17 protein-coding genes and 1 pseudogene are annotated in these 20,828 nt (G+C 33.0%); 6 read left to right on the top strand and 12 right to left on the bottom strand.

Annotation, left to right across the window (positions count from 1 at the left end; all coding sequences use genetic code 11):
- Window positions 1-93: 93 nt before the first annotated feature.
- Both OQK60_RS01085 and OQK60_RS01075 read left to right on the top strand, forming a co-directional pair.
- Window positions 94-2,367 (top strand): annotated as a pseudogene (locus OQK60_RS01085) (ribonucleoside triphosphate reductase).
- A 50-nt stretch (window positions 2,368-2,417) separates the two neighbouring features.
- The gene (locus OQK60_RS01075) at window positions 2,418-3,107 is read left to right on the top strand and encodes an anaerobic ribonucleoside-triphosphate reductase activating protein (RefSeq protein WP_297683214.1); all 690 of its coding nucleotides are present in this window, start codon (window positions 2,418-2,420) and stop codon (window positions 3,105-3,107) included.
- 4 nt (window positions 3,108-3,111) lie between these two features.
- Here OQK60_RS01075 and OQK60_RS01070 read toward each other — a convergent pair whose 3' ends face one another.
- A complete protein-coding gene (locus OQK60_RS01070; protein WP_297683212.1) occupies window positions 3,112-5,946 on the bottom strand; it encodes a ChaN family lipoprotein in 2,835 nt (944 codons plus the stop codon).
- 120 nt (window positions 5,947-6,066) lie between these two features.
- Here OQK60_RS01070 and OQK60_RS01065 point away from each other — a divergent pair, with 120 nt between their 5' ends.
- A complete protein-coding gene (locus OQK60_RS01065; RefSeq protein ID WP_297683210.1) occupies window positions 6,067-7,770 on the top strand; it encodes a nitrite/sulfite reductase in 1,704 nt (567 codons plus the stop codon).
- A gap of 4 nt (window positions 7,771-7,774) precedes the next feature.
- On the opposite strand, the gene OQK60_RS01060 is transcribed toward OQK60_RS01065, so the two are convergent.
- Complete coding sequence (locus OQK60_RS01060; RefSeq protein ID WP_297683208.1) at window positions 7,775-8,743, bottom strand: hypothetical protein; 969 nt, start codon at window positions 8,741-8,743, stop codon at window positions 7,775-7,777.
- Window positions 8,744-8,824: 81 nt separating this feature from the next.
- Here OQK60_RS01060 and OQK60_RS01055 point away from each other — a divergent pair, with 81 nt between their 5' ends.
- Together OQK60_RS01055 and OQK60_RS01050 are read left to right on the top strand one after the other, a co-directional pair.
- A complete protein-coding gene (locus tag OQK60_RS01055) occupies window positions 8,825-10,420 on the top strand; it encodes a flagellar hook-length control protein FliK (RefSeq protein ID WP_297683206.1) in 1,596 nt (531 codons plus the stop codon).
- Window positions 10,417-10,668, top strand: a complete 252-nt coding sequence (locus tag OQK60_RS01050) for an EscU/YscU/HrcU family type III secretion system export apparatus switch protein (RefSeq protein WP_297683204.1) — start codon at window positions 10,417-10,419, stop codon at window positions 10,666-10,668. Before OQK60_RS01055 ends, OQK60_RS01050 begins: the two co-directional genes overlap by 4 nt.
- Here the strand turns inward: OQK60_RS01050 and OQK60_RS01045 are convergent.
- The 10 genes from OQK60_RS01045 to OQK60_RS01000 form a co-directional block, all read right to left on the bottom strand.
- Entirely contained in the window at window positions 10,663-11,334 is a 672-nt protein-coding gene (locus OQK60_RS01045; RefSeq protein ID WP_297683202.1) for a response regulator transcription factor, read from the bottom strand. The genes OQK60_RS01050 and OQK60_RS01045 overlap by 6 nt on opposite strands.
- Window positions 11,324-12,535 (bottom strand): PAS domain-containing sensor histidine kinase, encoded by a 1,212-nt coding sequence (locus tag OQK60_RS01040; RefSeq protein ID WP_297683200.1) that lies wholly within the window; start codon window positions 12,533-12,535, stop codon window positions 11,324-11,326. The genes OQK60_RS01045 and OQK60_RS01040 overlap by 11 nt, the downstream gene beginning before the upstream one ends.
- A gap of 19 nt (window positions 12,536-12,554) precedes the next feature.
- Window positions 12,555-15,275 carry a DNA polymerase I gene (gene polA / locus OQK60_RS01035; RefSeq protein ID WP_297683198.1) on the bottom strand — a complete coding sequence of 907 codons (2,721 nt, stop codon included), beginning with the start codon at window positions 15,273-15,275 and terminating at the stop codon, window positions 12,555-12,557.
- Between the two features lie 2 nt (window positions 15,276-15,277).
- A complete protein-coding gene (locus OQK60_RS01030; RefSeq protein ID WP_297683196.1) occupies window positions 15,278-16,087 on the bottom strand; it encodes an HDOD domain-containing protein in 810 nt (269 codons plus the stop codon).
- A gap of 47 nt (window positions 16,088-16,134) precedes the next feature.
- Complete coding sequence (locus tag OQK60_RS01025) at window positions 16,135-16,848, bottom strand: sulfite exporter TauE/SafE family protein (protein ID WP_297683193.1); 714 nt, start codon at window positions 16,846-16,848, stop codon at window positions 16,135-16,137.
- Between the two features lie 10 nt (window positions 16,849-16,858).
- The gene (locus OQK60_RS01020; RefSeq protein WP_297683191.1) at window positions 16,859-17,365 is read right to left on the bottom strand and encodes a hypothetical protein; all 507 of its coding nucleotides are present in this window, start codon (window positions 17,363-17,365) and stop codon (window positions 16,859-16,861) included.
- A 122-nt stretch (window positions 17,366-17,487) separates the two neighbouring features.
- On the bottom strand, window positions 17,488-17,961 hold the full coding sequence (locus OQK60_RS01015) for an HD domain-containing protein (protein WP_297683189.1): 474 nt from the start codon (window positions 17,959-17,961) through the stop codon (window positions 17,488-17,490).
- Window positions 17,958-18,785: a tyrosine-type recombinase/integrase gene (locus OQK60_RS01010; RefSeq protein WP_297683187.1), complete on the bottom strand. Its 828-nt coding sequence runs from the start codon at window positions 18,783-18,785 to the stop codon at window positions 17,958-17,960. Before OQK60_RS01010 ends, OQK60_RS01015 begins: the two co-directional genes overlap by 4 nt.
- Window positions 18,786-18,807: 22 nt before the next feature.
- On the bottom strand, window positions 18,808-19,821 hold the full coding sequence (locus OQK60_RS01005) for a hypothetical protein (RefSeq protein ID WP_297683185.1): 1,014 nt from the start codon (window positions 19,819-19,821) through the stop codon (window positions 18,808-18,810).
- Between the two features lie 4 nt (window positions 19,822-19,825).
- Window positions 19,826-20,413 (bottom strand): hypothetical protein, encoded by a 588-nt coding sequence (locus OQK60_RS01000; RefSeq protein ID WP_297683183.1) that lies wholly within the window; start codon window positions 20,411-20,413, stop codon window positions 19,826-19,828.
- Between the two features lie 124 nt (window positions 20,414-20,537).
- Between OQK60_RS01000 and gatC the strand changes: the two genes are divergently transcribed.
- Window positions 20,538-20,828: an Asp-tRNA(Asn)/Glu-tRNA(Gln) amidotransferase subunit GatC gene (gatC, locus tag OQK60_RS00995; RefSeq protein WP_297683182.1), complete on the top strand. Its 291-nt coding sequence runs from the start codon at window positions 20,538-20,540 to the stop codon at window positions 20,826-20,828.

Genomic DNA, 20,828 nt, shown 5'->3' with positions numbered 1-20,828 from the left:
CAGAGCTTTTAGTGACGCTAATGTGACACTTTTTATTATAAGTTTTTAATTTCACTTCTTATAAACTGCCTTTAATAATTTCAGGGGTAAGCAATGGTAGAAAACATTTTAAAAAGAGACGGCACATATAAAGAATTCTTATCGTTTAAGATTGAGGATGCTATTAAAAAAGCTTTTAAATCTCAGAATGTAAATTACGATAGTTCAATATTTTTCAATGTACTTGAAAAACTTAAAAGCAAAAGAGTAGTTGCTGTTGAAGATATACAAGATTTAATTGAAGAAGAGTTATACAAAGCAAGATACTTTGATGTAATGAAGTCATTTTTACTTTATCGTCATATGCACAAAATGCAAAGAGATCATCTTATTGATGAAGACACAACTTATATAAACTCTACTCAAACTATTGAAGAGTATATAAATGGAACTGACTGGAGAATTAAAGCAAATTCAAATACCGGTTACTCTAATGCCGGGCTAGTAAACAACACAGCCGGAAAAGTTATTGCAAACTACTGGCTTGATAAAATATATACTAAAGAAGAAGGTTATGCTCACAGAAATGGCGACTATCATATTCATGATTTAGATTGTCTAACTGGTTACTGTGCAGGATGGAGTTTAAGAGTACTTCTTGATGAAGGCTTTAACGGTGTCAGAGGAAGAGTTGAGAGTGATGCTCCAAGACATTTTAGAGAAGCTCTTGGGCAAATGGCAAACTTTTTAGGCATACTTCAAAGTGAATGGGCCGGAGCGCAGGCATTTTCATCATTTGATACTTATCTTGCTCCTTATGTTTTTCGTGACAAATTACCATACAATGAAATAAAAAAAGCAGTAAGAAGTTTCATTTACAACTTAAATGTGCCGGCTCGCTGGGGACAGTCTCCTTTTACAAATGTTACAATAGATTGGACTGTACCGGAAGATTTAAAAGATCAAATCCCTACATGTAAGCAAGCTCATCTTTTTAAAGGTTTATTAGATAGCGAGCTAGAGGCTATAGCTAAAGAGCGTGGTTGTGAAAGCCTTGAGGATATGACATATAAATATTTTCAAAAAGAGATGAACCAAATAAACAAAGCTTACTATGAAGTAATGACTGAGGGCGACAAAACAGGTCAGCCTTTTACTTTTCCTATTCCTACTGTAAATATTACAGAAGATTTTGACTGGTATGGAGAAAATACAGATATACTTTTTGAAAATACGGCAAAAATCGGCTCATCATACTTTCAAAACTTTATTGGTTCTCAGTACAAACGAGATGCTGATGGAAAATTAGTAGAAAATGAAGAGGCATATAAACCAGGACATGTAAGAAGCATGTGTTGTAGATTACAACTTGACTTAAGAGAACTTCTAAAGCGTGGCGGCGGTCTTTTTGGTAGTGCTGAGATGACTGGTAGTATTGGTGTTGTTACACTCAATATGGCTAGACTTGGTTTTTTACACAAAGGTGACAAAGAAGCTCTAATAGCTCGTATCGATCAACTTATGAATCATGCAAAAAATACTTTAGAGAAAAAAAGAGTATTTATTCAAGAGATGTACGACAGAGGGCTGTTCCCTTACACTAAAAGGTATCTGCCAGGTTTTAACAACCACTTTTCAACCATCGGTGTAAATGGAATAAATGAGATGATTAGAAACTTTACTTCTGATGCTTTTGATATTAGCTCAGAAGATGGGATCAAATTTGCAACGGAAATCTTAAACCACATGAGAGACAGAATGGTTGAGTATCAAGAAGAGACAGGAAACCTTTACAATCTAGAAGCAACTCCTGCTGAGGGAACAACTTACAGATTTGCTAAAGAAGATAAGAAAAGATACGGAGACTCAATACTTCAAGCTGGAATGGGTAAGAATATTTACTATACTAACTCTTCTCAAATCCCGGTTGATTTAACAAATGATCCTTTTGAAGCATTAACACTTCAAGATGATTTGCAGTGTAAATACACTGGCGGAACTGTTCTTCACTTATATATGCAAGAGCAACTCAGTTCAACAGAGGCTTGTAGAAAGTTAGTCAAAAATGTTATATCTAACTTTAGACTTCCGTATATTACAGTTACGCCTCTGTTCTCTGTTTGTCCAAAACATGGATACATTGCAGGCGAACATGAATTTTGTCCAAAATGTGACGAAGAAATTTTAATAGAAGAAAATGTTATCGCATCTTAAACAAAGGAGGATTTACTTATGAGCAAAAATGAAGCATTAAATCTGCATGCAGATAGAAGACAAAAATGTATCGTATATACAAGAGTAATGGGTTATCACAGACCTGTTGAGAGTTTCAATGTAGGAAAAACTGGTGAGCATAAACAAAGAAAACAATTTACAGAGTCATGCTAATCAAAGCCAAGCTTTAATTAAAACATATTATATGAACAAGTTCATATAATATGCAGTTTAACAATAGCGATGCTAAAGTAATATATGATTACACCCCTTTTACACATTTAGACTATCCTAATCATCTGGCGTGCATAGTATGGTTTAGCGGCTGTAATATGAGGTGTGATTACTGCTACAATAAAGATATAGTTTTTGCCAAAGATGGTATATACAGTTACGATGAAGTTTTAAAGTTTTTAAAAACTAGACAAAACCTTCTTGAAGCTGTTGTTTTGTCCGGCGGGGAAGCTAGTTCATACGATTTAGTACCATTTTGCCAAGAGATAAAAAAACTTGGATTTAAAATAAAGTTAGATACAAACGGCACAAATTATCTACATGTAAAAGAGTTGCTTGATTTAGATCTGCTTGACTACATAGCACTTGATTATAAAGCACCAAAAGACAAATTTACACAAATCACACACTCAAACAAATATGATGAGTTTTCTAAAACACTCGATATGCTTATACAAAGCCCCGTAAATTTTGAAGCTAGAACTACCATACATAGTGACTTATTGAATGAAAACGATATAAATATCATTATAAAAGATTTAGTAAGTAGAGGTTACAAAGAAAAATACTACCTGCAAGAGTTTTTAGATACCACTACAAGTATCGCTGACCTTAAAGCACCTACAAAAACATTTAACAAAGCACTTCTGTCTAATGATTTACAAATAGTTTGGAGATAGTGACTTAGTCACTAAACTCAACTGTTGCATCTATTTTTTTAGAATCTCTAAGCAGAGTTAGCTTTACACTTTTATTTGCAAATGCAAGCTCTCTTTTAAGCTCAAATAGATTTTTAACTTTAGTACCGTTAAATGCCGTAATCATATCGCCTGCTTTTACACCTGCTTCTGCTGCAACAGATTTTTCAGCAAGTTTTTTTATTATCAACTCTTCATCTGATTCAAGATAAACACCAAGTTTTTTTGCCTTTTTTGTACCTACGCTCGATGGATATAAAATATAATCAGCAATACCGGGCTCAGCACTTTTCATATTAACAGCAATAGCATAATCTTGTAATCCTCGTCTTTTTATTCTACTTGGAATACCATATCCATGCATAACATGGCCGTTACCTGCTAATACCGTCATATTTGTATTTGGATTTTTTTGTATATAATCAACTATATTTTGTGCCATTGACTCATCCCAAAGAAGTTGCGCATGATAAAACTCATCAAAATTTTTAAAACTTTTTGATTTATGCATTGCATATACCATTTCTAAATATTTTTTATACTCTGTATTTGAAAAATCAATTGACGGTGGAACTTGAGCACGCTGTTTATCGCTCAAGGCATCGAGACCTTTACTTACAACCATCTTTGTAATATCTCTGTCAATGTTTAGAGCAATGATAGGAATACCTTTCTCTTTAGCAAAAAGCATAATAGGTCTGTACAACTCATAATCATATTTCCATCGTTTAAAATATTCCGTTTTAGTAAGCATATCTTTTTCACTTATCTTTCCTGCTACAAAAGCGTCAAGATATTTTTGAAATGGTTTTTGAAACATTTCCATACCAATAGAGAGCTTTGGATTGTTTTTATACATTGCTTTTATAACTTTGAGTTGGTTAAGATGACTGGAAAAACTTGTGTGATTCTCTCCAACAAACACTATCTTGTTTTTAGCAATATCTTTAAGCGTATCATTAAAATTTTGTACCTGTGTCGCAATCGCATATGAGCCGCTGTTTACCTTGTATTCAACCCCGTTTATAGAAGGTTTTATCGTTTTTTCAACTATCTCAGAAGCTTTAAACACAACTTTTGAGTATTTCCCAAGATGTTTGAGTTTATAAAAAATTGATGAAGATAATTCTTTCATCTCAAACACAGCAACAACATTTTTGTCATTTAAAGGGTTTTTATAGATTTCAATCTTTGTATCCCCTTGCATTTTAAAATCAATAGCTACTCGCTTTATTAACGAGTTATTAGCGCCAAGAATAAATATATTATTATTTTTAAGTTCCTCATATGTTACATCATCAGAATATTTAAAACCTTTAAATGTGTGTGCCATTTTTTTAAACTTTTTCTCATCAGCTCTATCGATAACAACAAGAACATTTCCTTCTAAAATCTTTGAAATAACCGGTGGAATCTCTTTTACATGTAACTTTCTAAATACTTCATAGTTTTCATCTACGATTATTTTACTCGGTTCAATATCTAACTCAACACGCGGATTTTGTTTGTTTAAGTCGATTTTTGTCGATAAGCACTCTTCATCCGAACAGATGGATATAGGAAGAAAATCCACCATATTGTTACTAACTACATTAAACTCAAGGATATATCTATTTTTGAGATATGAGAGCTTGATATTTTTAATGTCAAAATCTAATGCTCCTTTTTTATAGACCCATTTTGTAAAAAAATCAAGCAGTTCTTTGCCTGATGCTTCTTCGTAAACTTCTCTGAGATTTTTATATGTAGCTACTTTAAAAGGGTATTTTTTCAGCAGTTCTCTAGTTCCTTTTTCAAATGCTTTTTTTCCTATTTTTTCCTCTAACATGTAAAAGAAAAAAGCCGCTTTTCCATACCCTATAGCATTTTTACTCTCTTTTGTTTTATTCTTAAACTCAATCAAAGATGTTTCATTGTTTGCGTTCACATATGAGTTATATTTTACAAGCATATCTTTTCTGTATTCAGCTGCCCTATTTTCTTTTTTGGCAAATAGATAGTCAGAATAAAATGTCGTTATTCCCTCAGCCCAATTTCCGACACTTGGAGAATATACATAATTTCCAAACCATTGATGAGCTATTTCATGTCCCAAAGAATTATCCAATACAAAGTCTTTAGAGATAATTTGTTTTCCAATTAGAGTAAATGTAGACATTGAATATCCGGCAGGAAAAGGTGTTTCTAGTACTGAAAAGCGATCAAAAGGTATAAATCCAAACATATCTTTATAAAGATTAAAATATTTTTCACTTTTGTCAAAATAATCTTTTGAAAGATATGAATCTTCTTTGTAAAAATATGTCGATAAATCCATGCCGTTTTTAGTTTTTTTAGAATTTACAATATAGTTTTTTGACGCTATTAAATGTAGTGTATCTAGCGGATTATCAAATATAAAATGCTTAGAATTCTTCTGCTCTTTCACCTCTGTTGCTTCTACAATAGTTATAATCTGAGGATTTGAGATAATTGTTTCATATTTACACATTATGTCAACTTTGGGATACCATTCATCAAGCAAAATAGCGTCTCCTTTTATTGACTTAAAATTGTGGGTAAAGCTTATCTCAACAGCTTTGTCATCATTTTGTTTTACTAAATTGGGCATATTGTTTTCTACACTTAGCGTCGCATTTTTTATCTCTAAAATCTTTGCTTTAGTATCTAGTAGTTTTATCATCGGATGGTCACTTTCAATAACAGCATGACCTTGAAGTAAACCTTTGTCTATATCCATGTCAATTTCAAGGGTATAACGGCATTCATGTGCATACATTGCTGATAACAAAAGAGTTGAAAGTAAAAATAATTTCTTCATAATATTGTGTCCTTTAGTATAAGAAATGCTATTGTAACTAGAAAAAGAATACAGACCGTTATATTTTAGAAAATGATATATATCATGTTTATGAATGTAACAATTAGATAGAATATAAGTATGGAACAAAAGTTAAATAAAAGAGAGCGATACAAAGCTCAACTAAAACCTATTGATTACTACAGAGATTTTTACTCTATTGATTTTGACAGTTTAAATGAAGCAGATAGATTTTATCTTCAAGATTTTGGAATTTTTAATACCTACTTTTTAGAAGATGAGTTTACTATACGCATTCGTATTCCTGGAGGAAGGCTTACTTCTGAGCAATTTCAAAGTATTGCCGATATCGTTGATGAATATAGTCTGAAGATTATTTTAACAGCCAGGTCAGGTATTCAGCTTCATGATATAGAAGCAGATGATGTTTTAGACATCCATAAGCGGGTAAATGCCATGGGTGTATCTACTTGGCAAAGCTTTGGTGATAATGTTAGAAATATTGTTACAGATGCTTATGACGGTCGCGGAAAATACAGTGAGATAGAAGTTTACCCGCTTGTAAAGCAGATGAATGATTATATTATAGAAAATCCCCGTTATGTCGGCATGCTCCCTCGTCGTGTTTCCATCGGAATCTCCGGTAACCGTTCAAATGTGACTTCATTTTTTGCAAATGACATCTACTTTGGACTTGCAAAAAAAGATGGCCTTTTTGGTTTTAATGTCTACATGGGCGGTAAAAACACCGAGGTGGCAAAGAGTGCCAATATATTTTTAAAAGAAGAAGAAGTATTTGATTTTTTCAAAGCCATAGTTGAAGCATTTTACCTGCACGGTTCTCGTTTTACTCGTGCTAAAACAAGAATATTTCATATGATAGAAGAACATGGAATGGATGCTATGAAGGCTCATATCCAAGAAGAGTATAAAAAACCTTTTCAAGACGAAGGTGAACTCATAGTTGAAAGAACAAGGTTTTCAGAGTTTCATGAACTAAAAGACGGAACTTACGGTTTTTGCTATCAAACAAACTGCTCAAAACTTGAACCAAAAGAGATAAAAGAGATTGCAGATTTTGCTACAAATAACAATGCAGAGATTCGTTTTGGGATTGACCAAAACATCTACATACTTGGTTTAAAAGAGCCATCTAGTGCATTAAAATCACCGACGAACACTGATACAATCTTAACATGTGCCGGAAACCTATGTCCTTATGCGGTTTGGAGCATAAAAGATGAGACATCTTACTTACCGCTGGACAAAATAAACGAGCATCAGATTCAAGTAGGCTTTTCCGGCTGTGCAAAAGGTTGTGGGAGACACAGACATACTGACATAGGTCTCATAGGATTAAAAACAAATAACTTTGGCGATACTGACGGTGGAACTAGAGTCTTTTTAGGCGCTCTGCATACAGAAGGAAAATCAACAGGACGACAGCTGTTTTCAATGGTTCCCTTTGTGCATTTAAACTCTGTTGTGAGCTTGATTGTTAAAGTATTTGAGCAAAGTGGATACGAAGAGTTTGAAATTTTTGCAGAGGATATATTAAGCAAATATTCTGAAGAGTTTTTATCTTTATGGTTTTTAGCAAATCTTGAAACTAACAAATCAATCGGTTTACAAAAACTTGAAAAAGAAGAGAGTTTTGAATATGAAAAAGAGTTACTAAAAAAAGAGTTTCCAGAACTTGATTTTTGGGAACATGTAGATGAAAACTTTCACAATGCAGTAAGCTACCTATCTAAAAAACTTTGGACTATTGAGGGTGAAGACCCTCACTATAAACCAAGTATACAAAGAACTAACTTCCGTTAGTTTTCTAGGAACTTTGTAAAAGTTCATTAAGTGGCGCAGTGTTATTTGTCGCTTCTTTTTTATGCTTTGCAAAATCTATCTGAGTCATCAAACCACTTGAACCGTCTTCATTAAGATAAAAACCGTTTGATTTTATGCGACCAAGAGTTTTTGTTTCATCTCTGATGTCAAAACTACCCTCTGCATATCCAAGGTATATAGCACCAATACCTACTTCTCCAATACCCACAAGAGTATCTTCATCTTGAGTTTTGCTCCAAATACGAAGCTTATCAAAGATAGCGTCATTTTCATCAATCCAGTTATTGTTGTCTTTATCATATCTTTTTAAGTCTAAAAATCCATTGCCGTTTTGTGTACCAAAAAGTTCATAACCGTCATCTATAAAACCATTGTCATTTTTATCAAGTGCTAAAAAGCCATTTCCCTTTTTAAGCATTGAGATTTGGTCACTCTCACCATTCATATCTATGTCAAAATCAAATGTCTTAGAGTCAAGGTCTGGCATTTCTGCATCAAAATTAATAACCAACGGGTCATAAAACATTGTCTTTTCTATAGAGTGAGTCTGAACAAAGCTGCTTGAGAATGACAGATTTATATCTAACTTTATTTTCTGATTACCACTTTGAACAAAGCCATTCATGCTAACATCTAATTTTTGAGATGAAGTGTATTGCTCTTTTATGCTTAGGCTTCTCGTTGAAAGAGTTCTTATGTTGGCTTGTTCTAAATCCATCTCTTTAACGCTTTTTAAACGATTACATGAGCCTCTATTGTTTAAAAGTGACATGAGTTGATTTAGTAAATCATATTGAAGTCTTTTAGTAAATTCAAGTTCTTCTTCTATGGAACGAATTTCTTGAGTTCTATTAGAATTTTCTATCTCAAGTGTATCAATGAAAGTTGTGCTGATAGCAGTACTCTGAGAAGCTTCTGCATGCATCTTTAGTTCATAATTATCTATCTTCATGGCCAATCCTTTTTATTTGGGTGAAGGATAAGAAGCATTTAACATTCCTTATCTAGTCTAAGATTTATGATATACTTTAAAATGATAAATTTTGCAGTAGATAAAAAGTTAAATATTATCCTCCCCAGTACCAACAAAGCTTTAGCGGAAGTTTTAAAAGATGCTTCGCCTAAAGAGCTTGAAGCAATAACAAAAGGCAAGGATTTAAAATCAATAATTTCCTCACTTCTCAAAGGAAGCTCACAAAATCCAAGTGCCGATAAAACGCTGCTAGAACTTGTAAAAAACAACCCTACTCTAAAAAGTTTGGGCAAGGTAAATGAAACTCTAAAAGAGCTGTTAAGTTCTCTAAAATCAGATAAAAATCTGCAGCCTGTTGAGAAATTTATTCAAAAGTTTTTGCCAAACATTAAAGAACTTAACAATACAAATATAAAACCAAGCCTTGAGAATTCTGGTGTTTTTTTAGAATCAAAAATAAAACATGTAGAAAATCCTCAAATAAAACTCACTAAGCATTTAACCGACATGTCAAATATACTCCAAAAAAGCGACATACCAAATACCAAAGCAATAAATGCACAGATAAAAGAACTTATGTCCTTGCCTGTGTTAAAAGATGCGACAAATGAAGTTTTTAGTAAAAATGCAAAAGAAAATCCAAAAGTACTGGAAAATTTGGCCAAAAATGTTCAGGACATTGTTAAGACAATAACATCCGAGCTAAAGCAAGCAAATCCGATTACGACTCCTGTATTTGAAAGAAAACTCACCAATCTTGAACAGTTAGTCGGGTCAAAAAATCTAGAAAAAGAGAACTTTAAACTACCCGTTTTAAAAGAGTCAATACAGCAAGTCATACAGACTTTGCAAAATAGTTTTACTAAAGAGTCAAAAGGTTTTTTAGATGCCTTAAATAAAATCTTTAACACCATACAGACAATCGAGCAAAACCAAAACACACTTAAAACCCCTACAGCTCTTAAGACTCAAGTAGTAATTGAAGAACTCTTAAACAAAAAAGTTCCTAGCGAAATTAAAAATATAATTGAAAATGTAAAAATTGCCATAAAAAACTCAGACCCGCTCTTTTCAAAACCTGCCTTAGCCATACTAAATGAGTTGTCATTACTTAAAAGTGCTCATAAACTATCTCCCCAGCTACATGTAAAAGAGATTTTATCTAATGATTTTAAAGCCGTACTTTATAAAGCTAGTGAAGATGTAGTCAAACTAGCGGCACCAAATCAAAGTGAAATAACAAAACAGATTGATAAACTTGTTCTTCAAATAGATTATCACCAACTTGTCTCACATCTATCTAACGCATCATCTTTATACATCCCTTTTTCTTGGCAAGAGATGGAAGACGGTAATATAACTATAAAACAGGCAGAAAAAGACAAATTTTACTGCGATATTGAGCTTAAATTAAAAGAGTATGGAGAGTTAAAACTTAGACTTACGCTTTATGATAAAAACCAGCTAAACATACATATTAACTCTGATAATGAAGAGTTTAAAAAAATTATAAAAGAGAATATTCCTACGCTTCGTAAAGCTTTAATAGATACACAAATAACTCCAAGAGAGATACGCCTTTTTAATAAAACAAAAACTACTGCTTATGAGAGCAATTCAACTGATATAGGTATGGGATTTGAGGTAAAAGTATGAAAAAGGCAGCAGCACTAAGATATGATGCAAAAAAAGAGTCAGCACCCCGCGTGGTAGCAAAAGGTCAAGGACAAAGTGCCCAAAATATTATCAAAATTGCCCAGCTGCATAATCTGCCAATTAAAAAAGATGAAGACTTAATCGAGCTACTATCAAAAGTAGAGTTAGACAAAGAGGTTCCAGAGGCGCTTTACAAAGCAGTTGCAGAGGTTTTTAGTTTTATATATAAGGTCACAAACAAATCATAAGATATCTATTTTATAACCAAATCCTTTTACATTTTTTATAAGCTTTTTAGATGTTTTAGCCCTTAACCTTCGTATAAAAGTTCTAACTCTCTCATCGCTGACATCTGCTGTCCATAAATTCTCTTTTATAACCATATCATCTATAATCTCATTTTTATCTTTAATAAGCAGAGTCAAAAATTTAACTTCGTTTTTTGTAAGAGGAACAAATCTGTCGTTTTTGTATAGAGAGTTTGTAGTTTTATTAAACACAAAGCCTTCACTTAACTTTAGAGTTTTATTGCCAAGTCTTGAAGAGATACTGCTTATATAATCTAAAAGTTCATCAGGATCAAAAGGCTTAAGAAAGTACTTTGTCACACCAATATCTATTGCATCAAAAAGCTTTTCTTTCTCAGAAAATGCACTAAGTATTATAATAGGAATTTCGGGATTAATTTTCTTTAACTCTTTTGACATGTCAAGCCCGGAAAGCTTAGGCATCATAATATCGGTAATCACTATATCGGGATTGATTTTTGTAAATAGCTCTAAACCCTCTGCCCCATCTTTTGCGATAATAAAACTATGAAAGTTATCACCAATTGCGCCTTTTAAAAGTCTGGCTAAATTCTCTTCATCTTCAACTAAAAGAACTTTTAGCTCTTTTAAGGCTTTATTTTTCATAATCATCCAATGGAATTTTTATAATAAAGTTTGTTACGCCTTTTTTGCTGCTTACATCCATAAAGCCATTTAAGCCCTGCTCACAAATCATCTTAGACATAAACAAACCCAAACCGGTACCTTGGCTTTTATGCTTTGTAGTAAAGTAAGGCTCAAAAATTCTCTCAAGATTCTCTTTTGGTATACCGCCGGCATTATCCTGCACTACAATTATTGCAAAACCATCCTCTTTTTTAGTGCTTATATTCATCTCTCTCAACAAAATGCTGTTGTTTACAAAAGCATCTTTAGCATTATTAATTAAATTTATTATTACTTGGGTGAGTTCATTTTCGATTCCAAGCACATCTATGTCCGTCAAATTAGTTTTAAGGGTTATCATCTCATCATTAATCATATTATCTAAAAGCCTTATAGATTCTTGGATACTGTCGCTGATATTAAAATAATACTTCTCTTTTTGCGGGGTAAAGAAATTAGTAAAATCATCTATGGTTTCTGACATGTTTTTAATAATATTTTTACTCTCGTCATAAAACTTGGTTACATCATCCGGTTTATCGTTTTGTACAGCTTTTTTAATGCTAAACATAGCTAGACTAAGCTCGGTAAGTGGCTGTCTCCATTGATGTGCAATATTTGCAAGCATCTGTCCGAGGCTTGCATGTCTTGACTGCCAGAACATTACACGCTGTTTCTCTTCATTTTTTGCTATCTCATCTTGCACACGAAGTTCTAAAGTTTGATTTAACTCTTTTAGCTCTCTTGTCTTCTCTGCGACTCTTTTTTCAAGAGTTTTATTTAGCTCTTCATACTCTATTTCTTTTTGCAAGAGCTCCTCTTTTAAAAGAACTTCTTTAGTTACATCATATCTTATAGCGATAAACTCAGCTATATTTTCATTTTCATCGAGTATGGGAATTACAGTAGTGTTTACATAAAAAGTGGAACCGTCTTTTGCCATATTTTTAACAGTATCTTTATATGTCTCTTTTGCGTTAATAGTGTCCCATAATAGTTTAAACTTTGATGCTTTTACATCCGGATGTCTTACAATATTGTGGTTTTGTCCAATAAGTTCGTCTTTTGAATAACCACTAATATTGCAAAATTCATCATTTACAAAAGTTATTACTCCATCAACATCTGTTTTAGAGATTATATTACTTTTTTCAATAGCTTCTTTATACTGCTTTAGCATTTGACTAATCCCCGCTAAGTTACTTCAACTCGCTCCAGTTATCTCCAATATTCATACTTGCTTTTATTGGAATATTGAGTTTCATAATATCTTCCATTATGCATTTAAATCTATTTCCTAAAACTTCTGCTTCTTCTTCATTGACCTCAAAGATAAGTTCATCATGAATCTGTAAGAGCATCTTAGCATTTAATTTCTCATCTTCTATAAGTTTATGTATTTTGTTCATAGAAAGCTTGATAAGATCAGATGCACTTCCTTGAAAAAGACTGTTTACAGACTCTCTCTCATAAGCTGCTTTAAACATAGGAGTAGCATTTTCATAGTCAAAATATCTGCGGCGCTTAAGTAGTGTTTCGACATAGCCAAACTCTTTTGAATTATCTACAATAGAACGAAAGTGAGCTCTTACAGTAGGAAATGATTCAAAATATTTCTCGATTATCTCTTTAGCTTCTTTTGTAGTAATACCCAAAGTGTCTGAGAGTTTTTTTTGTCCCATTCCATAAAGAAGTCCAAAGTTTACCGTTTTAGCTACATTTCTTTTTGAGGCGGCTTTCTCTTCGCCAAAAAGTGCAATCGCGGTCTGCATATGGATATCTTTGTCATTCACAAATGCATCTACTAAGACTTTATCCTCAGAGAAATGGGCAAGCAGTCTAAGCTCGATTTGTGAGTAATCTATACCTACAAGTTTTTTACCTTTTGGTGCGACAAAAGCTTCTCTAATTTTTGCTCCAAGCTTAGTTCTAGTAGGGATATTTTGCAAGTTAGGGTTTTTAGAACTTAGTCTTCCGGTTGCCGTACCTGTTTGAACAAAAGAAGTATGGATACGACTCTCTTCATCATCTTGACTTAATTTTAGCAATGGCTCTATATAGGTGGAATACAGCTTATAAACCTCCCTGTACTCTAAAAGCATGGGAATAATCTCATGAGCATCTTTTAGTGAGCTTAAAACCTGCTCATTTGTTGAGTACCCGGTCTTTGTCTTTTTTCCAACGGGAAGTCCCAGAGTCTCAAAAAGTACAACTCCCAGCTGTTGTGTAGAGTTAATGTTAAATTCACTTCCGGCTAAAGAGTAAATATTTTTTGTCAAAACGCTCAAAGTTTCTTTTACTTCAACCAAAAACTTCTCTAAGAATGCACTGTCCACTTTTATACCTGTCTTCTCCATCTTCAAAAGAGTTTTTATAAATGGAACTTCTACATCAGAAGCCTCTTTTATAAGATGAGAAGCATTTTGAAGAGAGAGTTTTTCTAAAAAAAGATTATAAAGTTTTAGAGTGATAAACGCATCTTCAGCTGCGTATTTACAAGCATCTTCAACTTCTACACTGGCAAAGGTCTCGCCTTTTTTCACAGTATCTTTAAAGGCAACCATAGTGTGATTTAAAAGTTTATCTGAGAGTTTGTCAAGTGAGAGTGCGCTCTCAGGGTTGATTAACCAAGCAAGTATCATAGAATCAGCATAAATGTCTAAGCTGTCATCTTCTAAAAATCTGCTTACAAAATGCAAATCAAACTTAATATTATGTCCAACTACTTTAGAGTTAAATATCTTCCTTATAGCTTTTTTAGCCTCATCTTTGCTTATCTGCTCAGGAACACCTAGATAAAAATGAGCAAATGGCACATAATAAGCTTCTTTATCGTTAAAACTAAAGCTGAAACCTACAAGAGAATCTTTATCATAATCAAGGCCTGTTGTCTCTGTATCAAAAGCTACTATTGTATCTTTATATAAAGTATTAAGAACTCTATCAAGCTCTTTTGCATCAGTTATCAAAGTTGCTTCAAAGTCAATTTTTCTACTAGTGAGTGTCTCTACTTCAACTTTTTGCACAGCTTCTTTTTTTGTATCTTCACTAACCATATTTTTAGCATGCAAAAATCTTATAACAGCATTTTGTTCATACTTTACAAGCTCGTCATATATGTTTAAAAATGGATGTTCAATATCCATTGTGTACTCTTCAAAATCAAAGTCATCAAAAACATCATGCTTGAGTGTCACAAGCTCTCGTGACATGTAAGCAGAATCTTTACATTCTATTAGTTTTTTTTGCACACCTGGCGGCTTTATTTCATCTATGTGTGCATATATATCATCTAGTGTTCCATACTCAATTAGAAGTTTTTCAGCGCCTACCTTGCCAATTCCTCTTACTCCGGGAACATTGTCTGCAGAATCACCAAGAATTGCCTGATAATCTATAAACTGCTTTGGAGTAATACCATACTTAGAAAAACAGGCATCTTCATCCATGCTCTTTTTCTTAATAGCATCAACTACGACGACCTTACCATCGTCTATAAGTTGATAAAGGTCTTTATCATGAGAGACAACTTTTACATTATATCCCTTCTTTCTAGCAAAATGCGTAACTGTAGCTATAATGTCATCTGCTTCATACCCAACCTGACCCAGAGTTTTATATCCCATCTTGTCTATCCACTCTATTGCTATTGGCAACTGCATCATAAGTTCCTCAGGGGGTGCTTTGCGATTGGCTTTGTAGTTTGGGTCTATCTCATTTCTAAAGGTATTTCCCTTTGTATCAATAGCAAAAACAATATAGTCGCTGTCATGCTGTTTTTGAAGAGTAGAGATAAAGTTTGTAAACCCGGTTAAAAGACCGGTTGGAAAACCGTCTCTGTTTTTTAGGTGTTGAGGAAGTGCATAAAAACTTCGAAAGAAAAAGCCGAAAGTATCAATAATGGTTACTGTTTTGCTCATTCTTATAAAGAACCACGCACAGTTTCTATCGTTTCATTTAAAATAGAAATATCATAGCCTGCGTCTTCAGCTTTTTTTACTCCAAAATTTACAGCCCTTTCACACAATGGACAATTTATTGGTAAGATTGTTTTAGCAATATTTAAAGCTGTACTAAACTCTTTTATATTTTCAGGAGCTGCCGATGGATTATCTGAATATTTAATCATCTCTACAAAGTCAGTATCAAAACCCCAATGCTCAAAGATTATTGCCGTAACTTCACCCGCAGTTGCATTTGTGTAAGTCTTTTCAACCATTGCCAAGTTGTTGGAGTTTTCTATTTCACTTGCAAAGCTTATAGTCTCATCTTCTTGAATAACTTCACTTGCTATGAGAATTTTTCCTGTCTCTTGCAAAAATGCAGCCAAATATAATTTTTCTGCTTTTTTTCTATCAATTTTATTATACCAACCTAGAACAAGGGCTGCTTGAAGTGATGAAATATGTGCAAACTCATCTGATGTAACGCCGTATGGCTGCATATCAACATTTAAAAGTTTTCTTATTGAGTTACCTAAAGCAATTGAGCGAGTCATGCCCATACCAAAAAGACTTACTGCTTGAGCGGCACTTTTAATCTCTCTACCAAAGCCGTAAAGCGGAGAATTAGCAGTTTTAAGCAGATTTGCAATTATCATCGGGTCATGTTCTATTGCTTTGGCCATATCACTTATCGTAGACTCATCATCTGCATATATTCTGTTAACTTCTGTAATAGTTGTTGAAAGAGGCGGAAGTGATTTTATGCTGTCAATAATAGAGCTTTTCAAATTATTTCCTTTTTTTTGTAATCATTATATCACTTTAAATTTAAAAGTTATTTAGTATGACACTCTGTTAAAGTTTTTTCAGCTCTAGCTATATAATCATACCCATTGTATATAGTATAAGAGCCATAAAGTATAACCGCAAAAGAGGATAAACTCATCATCATATTTCTAAAACTTGTTGCTCTGGAAAGTGATGCCAAAAAACCGAGTGAAAACATAGCCGGAATCGTACTTAATCCAAATATAGCCATGACTAAAGCACCATAAACGGGGCTCGCAGTACTTGCAGCCGTGATGGCAAAAAAGTAAACAAACCCGCATGGTAAAAGACCGTTGAGCATTCCTAGTATAAAAAAGCTAAAATTTGATTTTGAATTTAGTATTTTTTTAAATATGCTCTTGTACATAGATGAAGATGAAAAAGAGTGTTCTATTAAAGTTAGAAATTTTACTTTGCCCATCAGAGAAAGACCTGCTAAAACCATAGCAATCCCTGCAACTATTAGAAGTGTGCCATTTGCTGTGTTGCTAAAAGTAACAACACTGCCCAATCCTCCAAATATTGCACCAAGTATAGAATAAGTAAATACTCTGCCCAATGAATAAAGTAAATGTGCTCCGCCTTGAGAAACTTTAGAACTGGCCGGTTCTATTTTGATAGTTGAATAAGCTAGTACGATTCCACCGCACATGCCAATACAATGTCCAAAAGAACCCAAAAAAGCAATACTGATGATACTTATAATATTTACTGTTTCCATAATTACTTAATTATTTTCCTAAAAGCTGTTTTCTTATACTTGGATTATTGAGAGTTTCACCTCTTAACATTCGTAAACGCATTGTATCAAAATCTACATATGAATCTTTCTTATTTTCATAAGCTCCAAATCCATAGCCCATTGCAGTAGTATCAGTTAATGAGTAGTGCGCTTTGCGAGCTTGAATCCATTTTTTTGTATCTCTTGTTTTAACCCATATTTTTGCACTATTTTTGAACTCTTTATCTTCAAGCCATTTTACCATTCCGCCATGGTCATGAAAAAACCAACTCTTTCCACTGCTAGAAATCACCTGAGAAGTATCTTTTAAATCATCAATCACCATACCGCAGTCACTGTCCAAATAGATGCCTTTTTTCATCTCAATTGGAATCTGTTTCGTATTGCCTTCTTGGACAAGTATCATTTTTTTGCTTGTAGCAAGAGACAAAAACAGTGTCACAATAATTGCAACCAGCGCTAATATTATTAAAATTGGTGTAATCTTCTTTATCATTCTATATGAGCCTTTTTAATTTGAAAAATCAAATTTATATATATTATTTATTTGATTATTATGATTTATATAAAATATTATTATTACTATTTTACACAATTCATGTTACATTTGTGTTAGAGTCATCTTCTTTTTTTACCCTTGCCCAAATCATCAAAGAGTAAAAATTTATCCAAGTCTATTTTTATATCATCATCCAGACTTTTCCATATTTCAATCTTTTTTGCGTATCTAGCCAAATCTTCTTTTTTACTCTTTTTAATATCTCTGATAAGATAATGATAACGAACAATGTTTTTTGTATAATCACTTATGAAACTCCAGTTTTTAATCATCTGATAACTTCTCTCTTCATGATCGGTAAAACTATACTCATGAAACTCTATGTCCTCTTCATCTTTTTTATATGCTATTGACGGCTTGCCGATATCATGTAAAAGTGCAGCTGCAAAAAGTTTTAATTCTCCTGCTTTTAAAGTATAATAAACAACGCGCATGGTATGAACTAGCACTCCATGCTGATGCCATTTGTTTTGAGTAAAAAAAAGTGACATTAAAAATGGTTTTGAAAAAAAACTGTTTTTTACTCTGTTCATATATTTTCTTTTGTCATTGGATGGCAGACTTCAACCGTTTCTTTTAAGTCCTGCTTTTGTACATGTGTATATATTTGTGTTGTCAAAAGCGATGCATGTCCCAAAAGCTCTTGGACCACCCGCAAGTCTGCTCCACCTGTAATGAGGGATGTTGCATAAGAGTGACGCAAAATATGCGGAGAGACTCCAAGGTATTTTTGAGTTATCTTAAATGCAGATATACGACTCAATTTGTCACCTTTATAGTTGCACCAAACAAACTCATTCTCTTTGCTCAACTCATTCAAGTATATATCAATTGCTTCTTTAGCAACATGTGCAATTGGAACAATACGCTCTTTTTCACCTTTTGCATGTCTTATATGAAGCCAATCACCTTCTATATCTTCTCGTCTCAATGCTAAACACTCACTTATCCTCGCACCTGAGGCATACAAAAAAAGTATTAAAGCATAATCCCGAAGACCTATCCATGAACTTCTATCTATTAACTTTAGTGAGTTTTGTATCTCTGTATATGAAAGAAATTTTGGGAGTAGTTTTGGAATCTTTGCAAACTTTAGTTTTGTTTTTTCATCTGAGAACTGATTTTTATAACAAAAGTCAAAAAAGGCGTTTACAGATGATAATTTTCTATTAAGAGTTCTTTTATTTTTATACTGACTCAAAGTGTTTAAGAGTATCTTTGAGTCTAACTCTATAAGAGGTTTTTGAATTTTTTCTTCTAATGTGCTTAAGTCGCTTTTATAGGCTTCTACACTTTTTTTACTCAAAGCTTTTATAACAGTTATATACTCTATGAAAGCTTCTAGTTCGTTGGACACAGTACCAACCTCCACAAACAGACTACTCTACTGAAATGTACTCATCATCTACATAAAACTTTTTACCTGATATATACACATACCCCTCATCTACATCTACTTCATAAACACTATAAGTTTGTAAATCACTTGAAAGCTCAATAATATACCCCTCTTTTTCCAAGGCATATAATTTGCCGTTACTTGCAATCATCCCTAAAAAATGAGCAAATGGAAACTTGATTTTTGCATTTTGCTGAAGGTCTGATGTTAAAGAGATTATTTCACCCTGTTTTGTAGCAATATATATAGTTTTATCTTCACCTACAACACTTCTTATATCATAATCTTGTCTAATTTCTTTTTCTGCTATAGAAAGTATTTTGTGTCCTGTCGCAGCTATGATTTTATTGTCAACTAGACTAAAATGAATAATATTGTTAAAGTGATCTTCACTGCTTACTATTATAGTTCTTAGTTTCTTTTTTAGTTTAGAGTTTATAACAACTATTTTTCCATCAAGTGTTGAAAAGATAACTATGTCATCTCTAAAGTATGGTTTTACAATTTTAGAGTTAATTGCGATAGGAGCATCACCCTGCTCTTTTAAAAGTAAAGTTTTTTGAGATATTGAGTATAGAGCCATTTCGTTATTTGCAAAAAGAACAGCTAGTATATCTTTGTTTATACTAGCTGTTGCTACAGTTTTTTTAAGGTCAAACATCTCAACCATTGATCTGTCCTCAGGGTATTGAAGTGTTAATTTTCCGTCAATATTTGAACTTATAACCCAGCCATCACTGTAACCTAGCAATCTATCTTCTTGAGCAATCTTGACATCAAGTACTCTATCTGTTTCAACAACTCTGTCTAAAACAAGCACCTTATTGTCTTGGACAAGTGCCGCATCCGGAGCAACATTTTTAATTGTGACTTCACTATTTCCTGAGCTTTCCCAATCGTCTACTACATGTACCGGTTTGTAGACCTCTTTAGAACTACATGCAGAGAATGTTAAAGCAGTAAATGATACTAAAATTAATAATATATATTTCACAATATTACTTTATACCGTAATGCATTAAGGTATTTGCTAATTTATACAGTGAAGACTCTACTGATATTTTTGATAGTGTATTATGCGCTTCATCTATTTTGTTTTCACTAAAAAGTATAACAGCGCTTCGAACCAATGCCAAGTCTTTGAAAATTGCATCTTTTTGTGAAGCATAACTGCTTAAAGATTTAGCATCTTGTGCCAATTCATACTTTGCCAAGTCATTAATAATCAATGCTTTTGAATTTTGCAGAGTTTTTAAAGCTTGTAAATCTTTGTTAGCAACTGCTTGAGAGAAAGTCCACACATCATACAGTTCGGGGCTTAAAACTTTCAATTCATCAAGAGATTGAGTATCTGCGGCATCTTTTTGAAGTTTTGTAAGTGCCACATTTGCAGCAGTTACCTTAGAGCTTTCATTAGCATCATAAGCTATATTCGCACCAACAACTAAAACCACTGCAACTACTGAAGCTATCATTACATTTTTATATTTTTTAACAAACTTCTCAGTCATAACCGCTTTTTCAAAAAACTTCTCTTCGGAGTTTAACTCCTCTTTTACCATATTGATATTTTCTTTTAAGCTCAAAAATATTCCTTATTTATAATATAATTTTTAAAATTACAAAATAATATCGCATACTTTGTTAAAGTTTCATCAAATAGATAGATTTTTTTTGTTACAATCTTAGTAAAATATTTAAAGGCTCATAATGCAAGTAGATGACGCACTATTAACCAGACTAGAAAAACTCTCATTTTTAAAAGTTTCAGATGACAAAAGAGAAGAAATCATACAACAGCTATCAGAAATAGTTAGTTTTGTTGATAATTTAAGTGAATTAAATACTGATGGAGTTGATGATAAATTTGCAATGAATGATGAATCAACTATGCTTAGAGAAGACTCTCCTTTATGTAATGCGCAAATAAATGACGACATCCTTAAACATGCACCCCAAAGTGCAGACCACTTCTTTATAGTTCCTAAAATCATAGAGTAG

Origin of the sequence: Sulfurimonas sp., from assembly GCF_026196735.1 — a bacterium.
In the GTDB taxonomy this organism is placed as follows: domain Bacteria; phylum Campylobacterota; class Campylobacteria; order Campylobacterales; family Sulfurimonadaceae; genus Sulfurimonas.
This window is presented reverse-complemented; position numbering and strand designations above follow the sequence as displayed.

Bases quoted from the DNA above. Each gene is read 5' to 3' on its own strand.
- OQK60_RS01070 (WP_297683212.1), bottom strand. From the start codon at position 5,946: ATGAAGAAATTATTTTTACTTTCAACTCTTTTGTTATCAGCAATGTAT.
- gatC (WP_297683182.1), top strand. From the start codon at position 20,538: ATGCAAGTAGATGACGCACTATTAACCAGACTAGAAAAACTCTCATTT.
- OQK60_RS01050 (WP_297683204.1), top strand. From the start codon at position 10,417: ATGAAAAAGGCAGCAGCACTAAGATATGATGCAAAAAAAGAGTCAGCA.
- OQK60_RS01060 (WP_297683208.1), bottom strand. From the start codon at position 8,743: ATGAAGATAGATAATTATGAACTAAAGATGCATGCAGAAGCTTCTCAG.
- OQK60_RS01025 (WP_297683193.1), bottom strand. From the start codon at position 16,848: ATGGAAACAGTAAATATTATAAGTATCATCAGTATTGCTTTTTTGGGT.
- OQK60_RS01055 (WP_297683206.1), top strand. From the start codon at position 8,825: ATGATAAATTTTGCAGTAGATAAAAAGTTAAATATTATCCTCCCCAGT.
- OQK60_RS01075 (WP_297683214.1), top strand. From the start codon at position 2,418: ATGCAGTTTAACAATAGCGATGCTAAAGTAATATATGATTACACCCCT.
- OQK60_RS01015 (WP_297683189.1), bottom strand. From the start codon at position 17,961: ATGAACAGAGTAAAAAACAGTTTTTTTTCAAAACCATTTTTAATGTCA.
- polA (WP_297683198.1), bottom strand. From the start codon at position 15,275: ATGAGCAAAACAGTAACCATTATTGATACTTTCGGCTTTTTCTTTCGA.
- OQK60_RS01020 (WP_297683191.1), bottom strand. From the start codon at position 17,365: ATGATAAAGAAGATTACACCAATTTTAATAATATTAGCGCTGGTTGCA.
- OQK60_RS01040 (WP_297683200.1), bottom strand. From the start codon at position 12,535: ATGCTAAAGCAGTATAAAGAAGCTATTGAAAAAAGTAATATAATCTCT.
- OQK60_RS01045 (WP_297683202.1), bottom strand. From the start codon at position 11,334: ATGAAAAATAAAGCCTTAAAAGAGCTAAAAGTTCTTTTAGTTGAAGAT.
- OQK60_RS01065 (WP_297683210.1), top strand. From the start codon at position 6,067: ATGGAACAAAAGTTAAATAAAAGAGAGCGATACAAAGCTCAACTAAAA.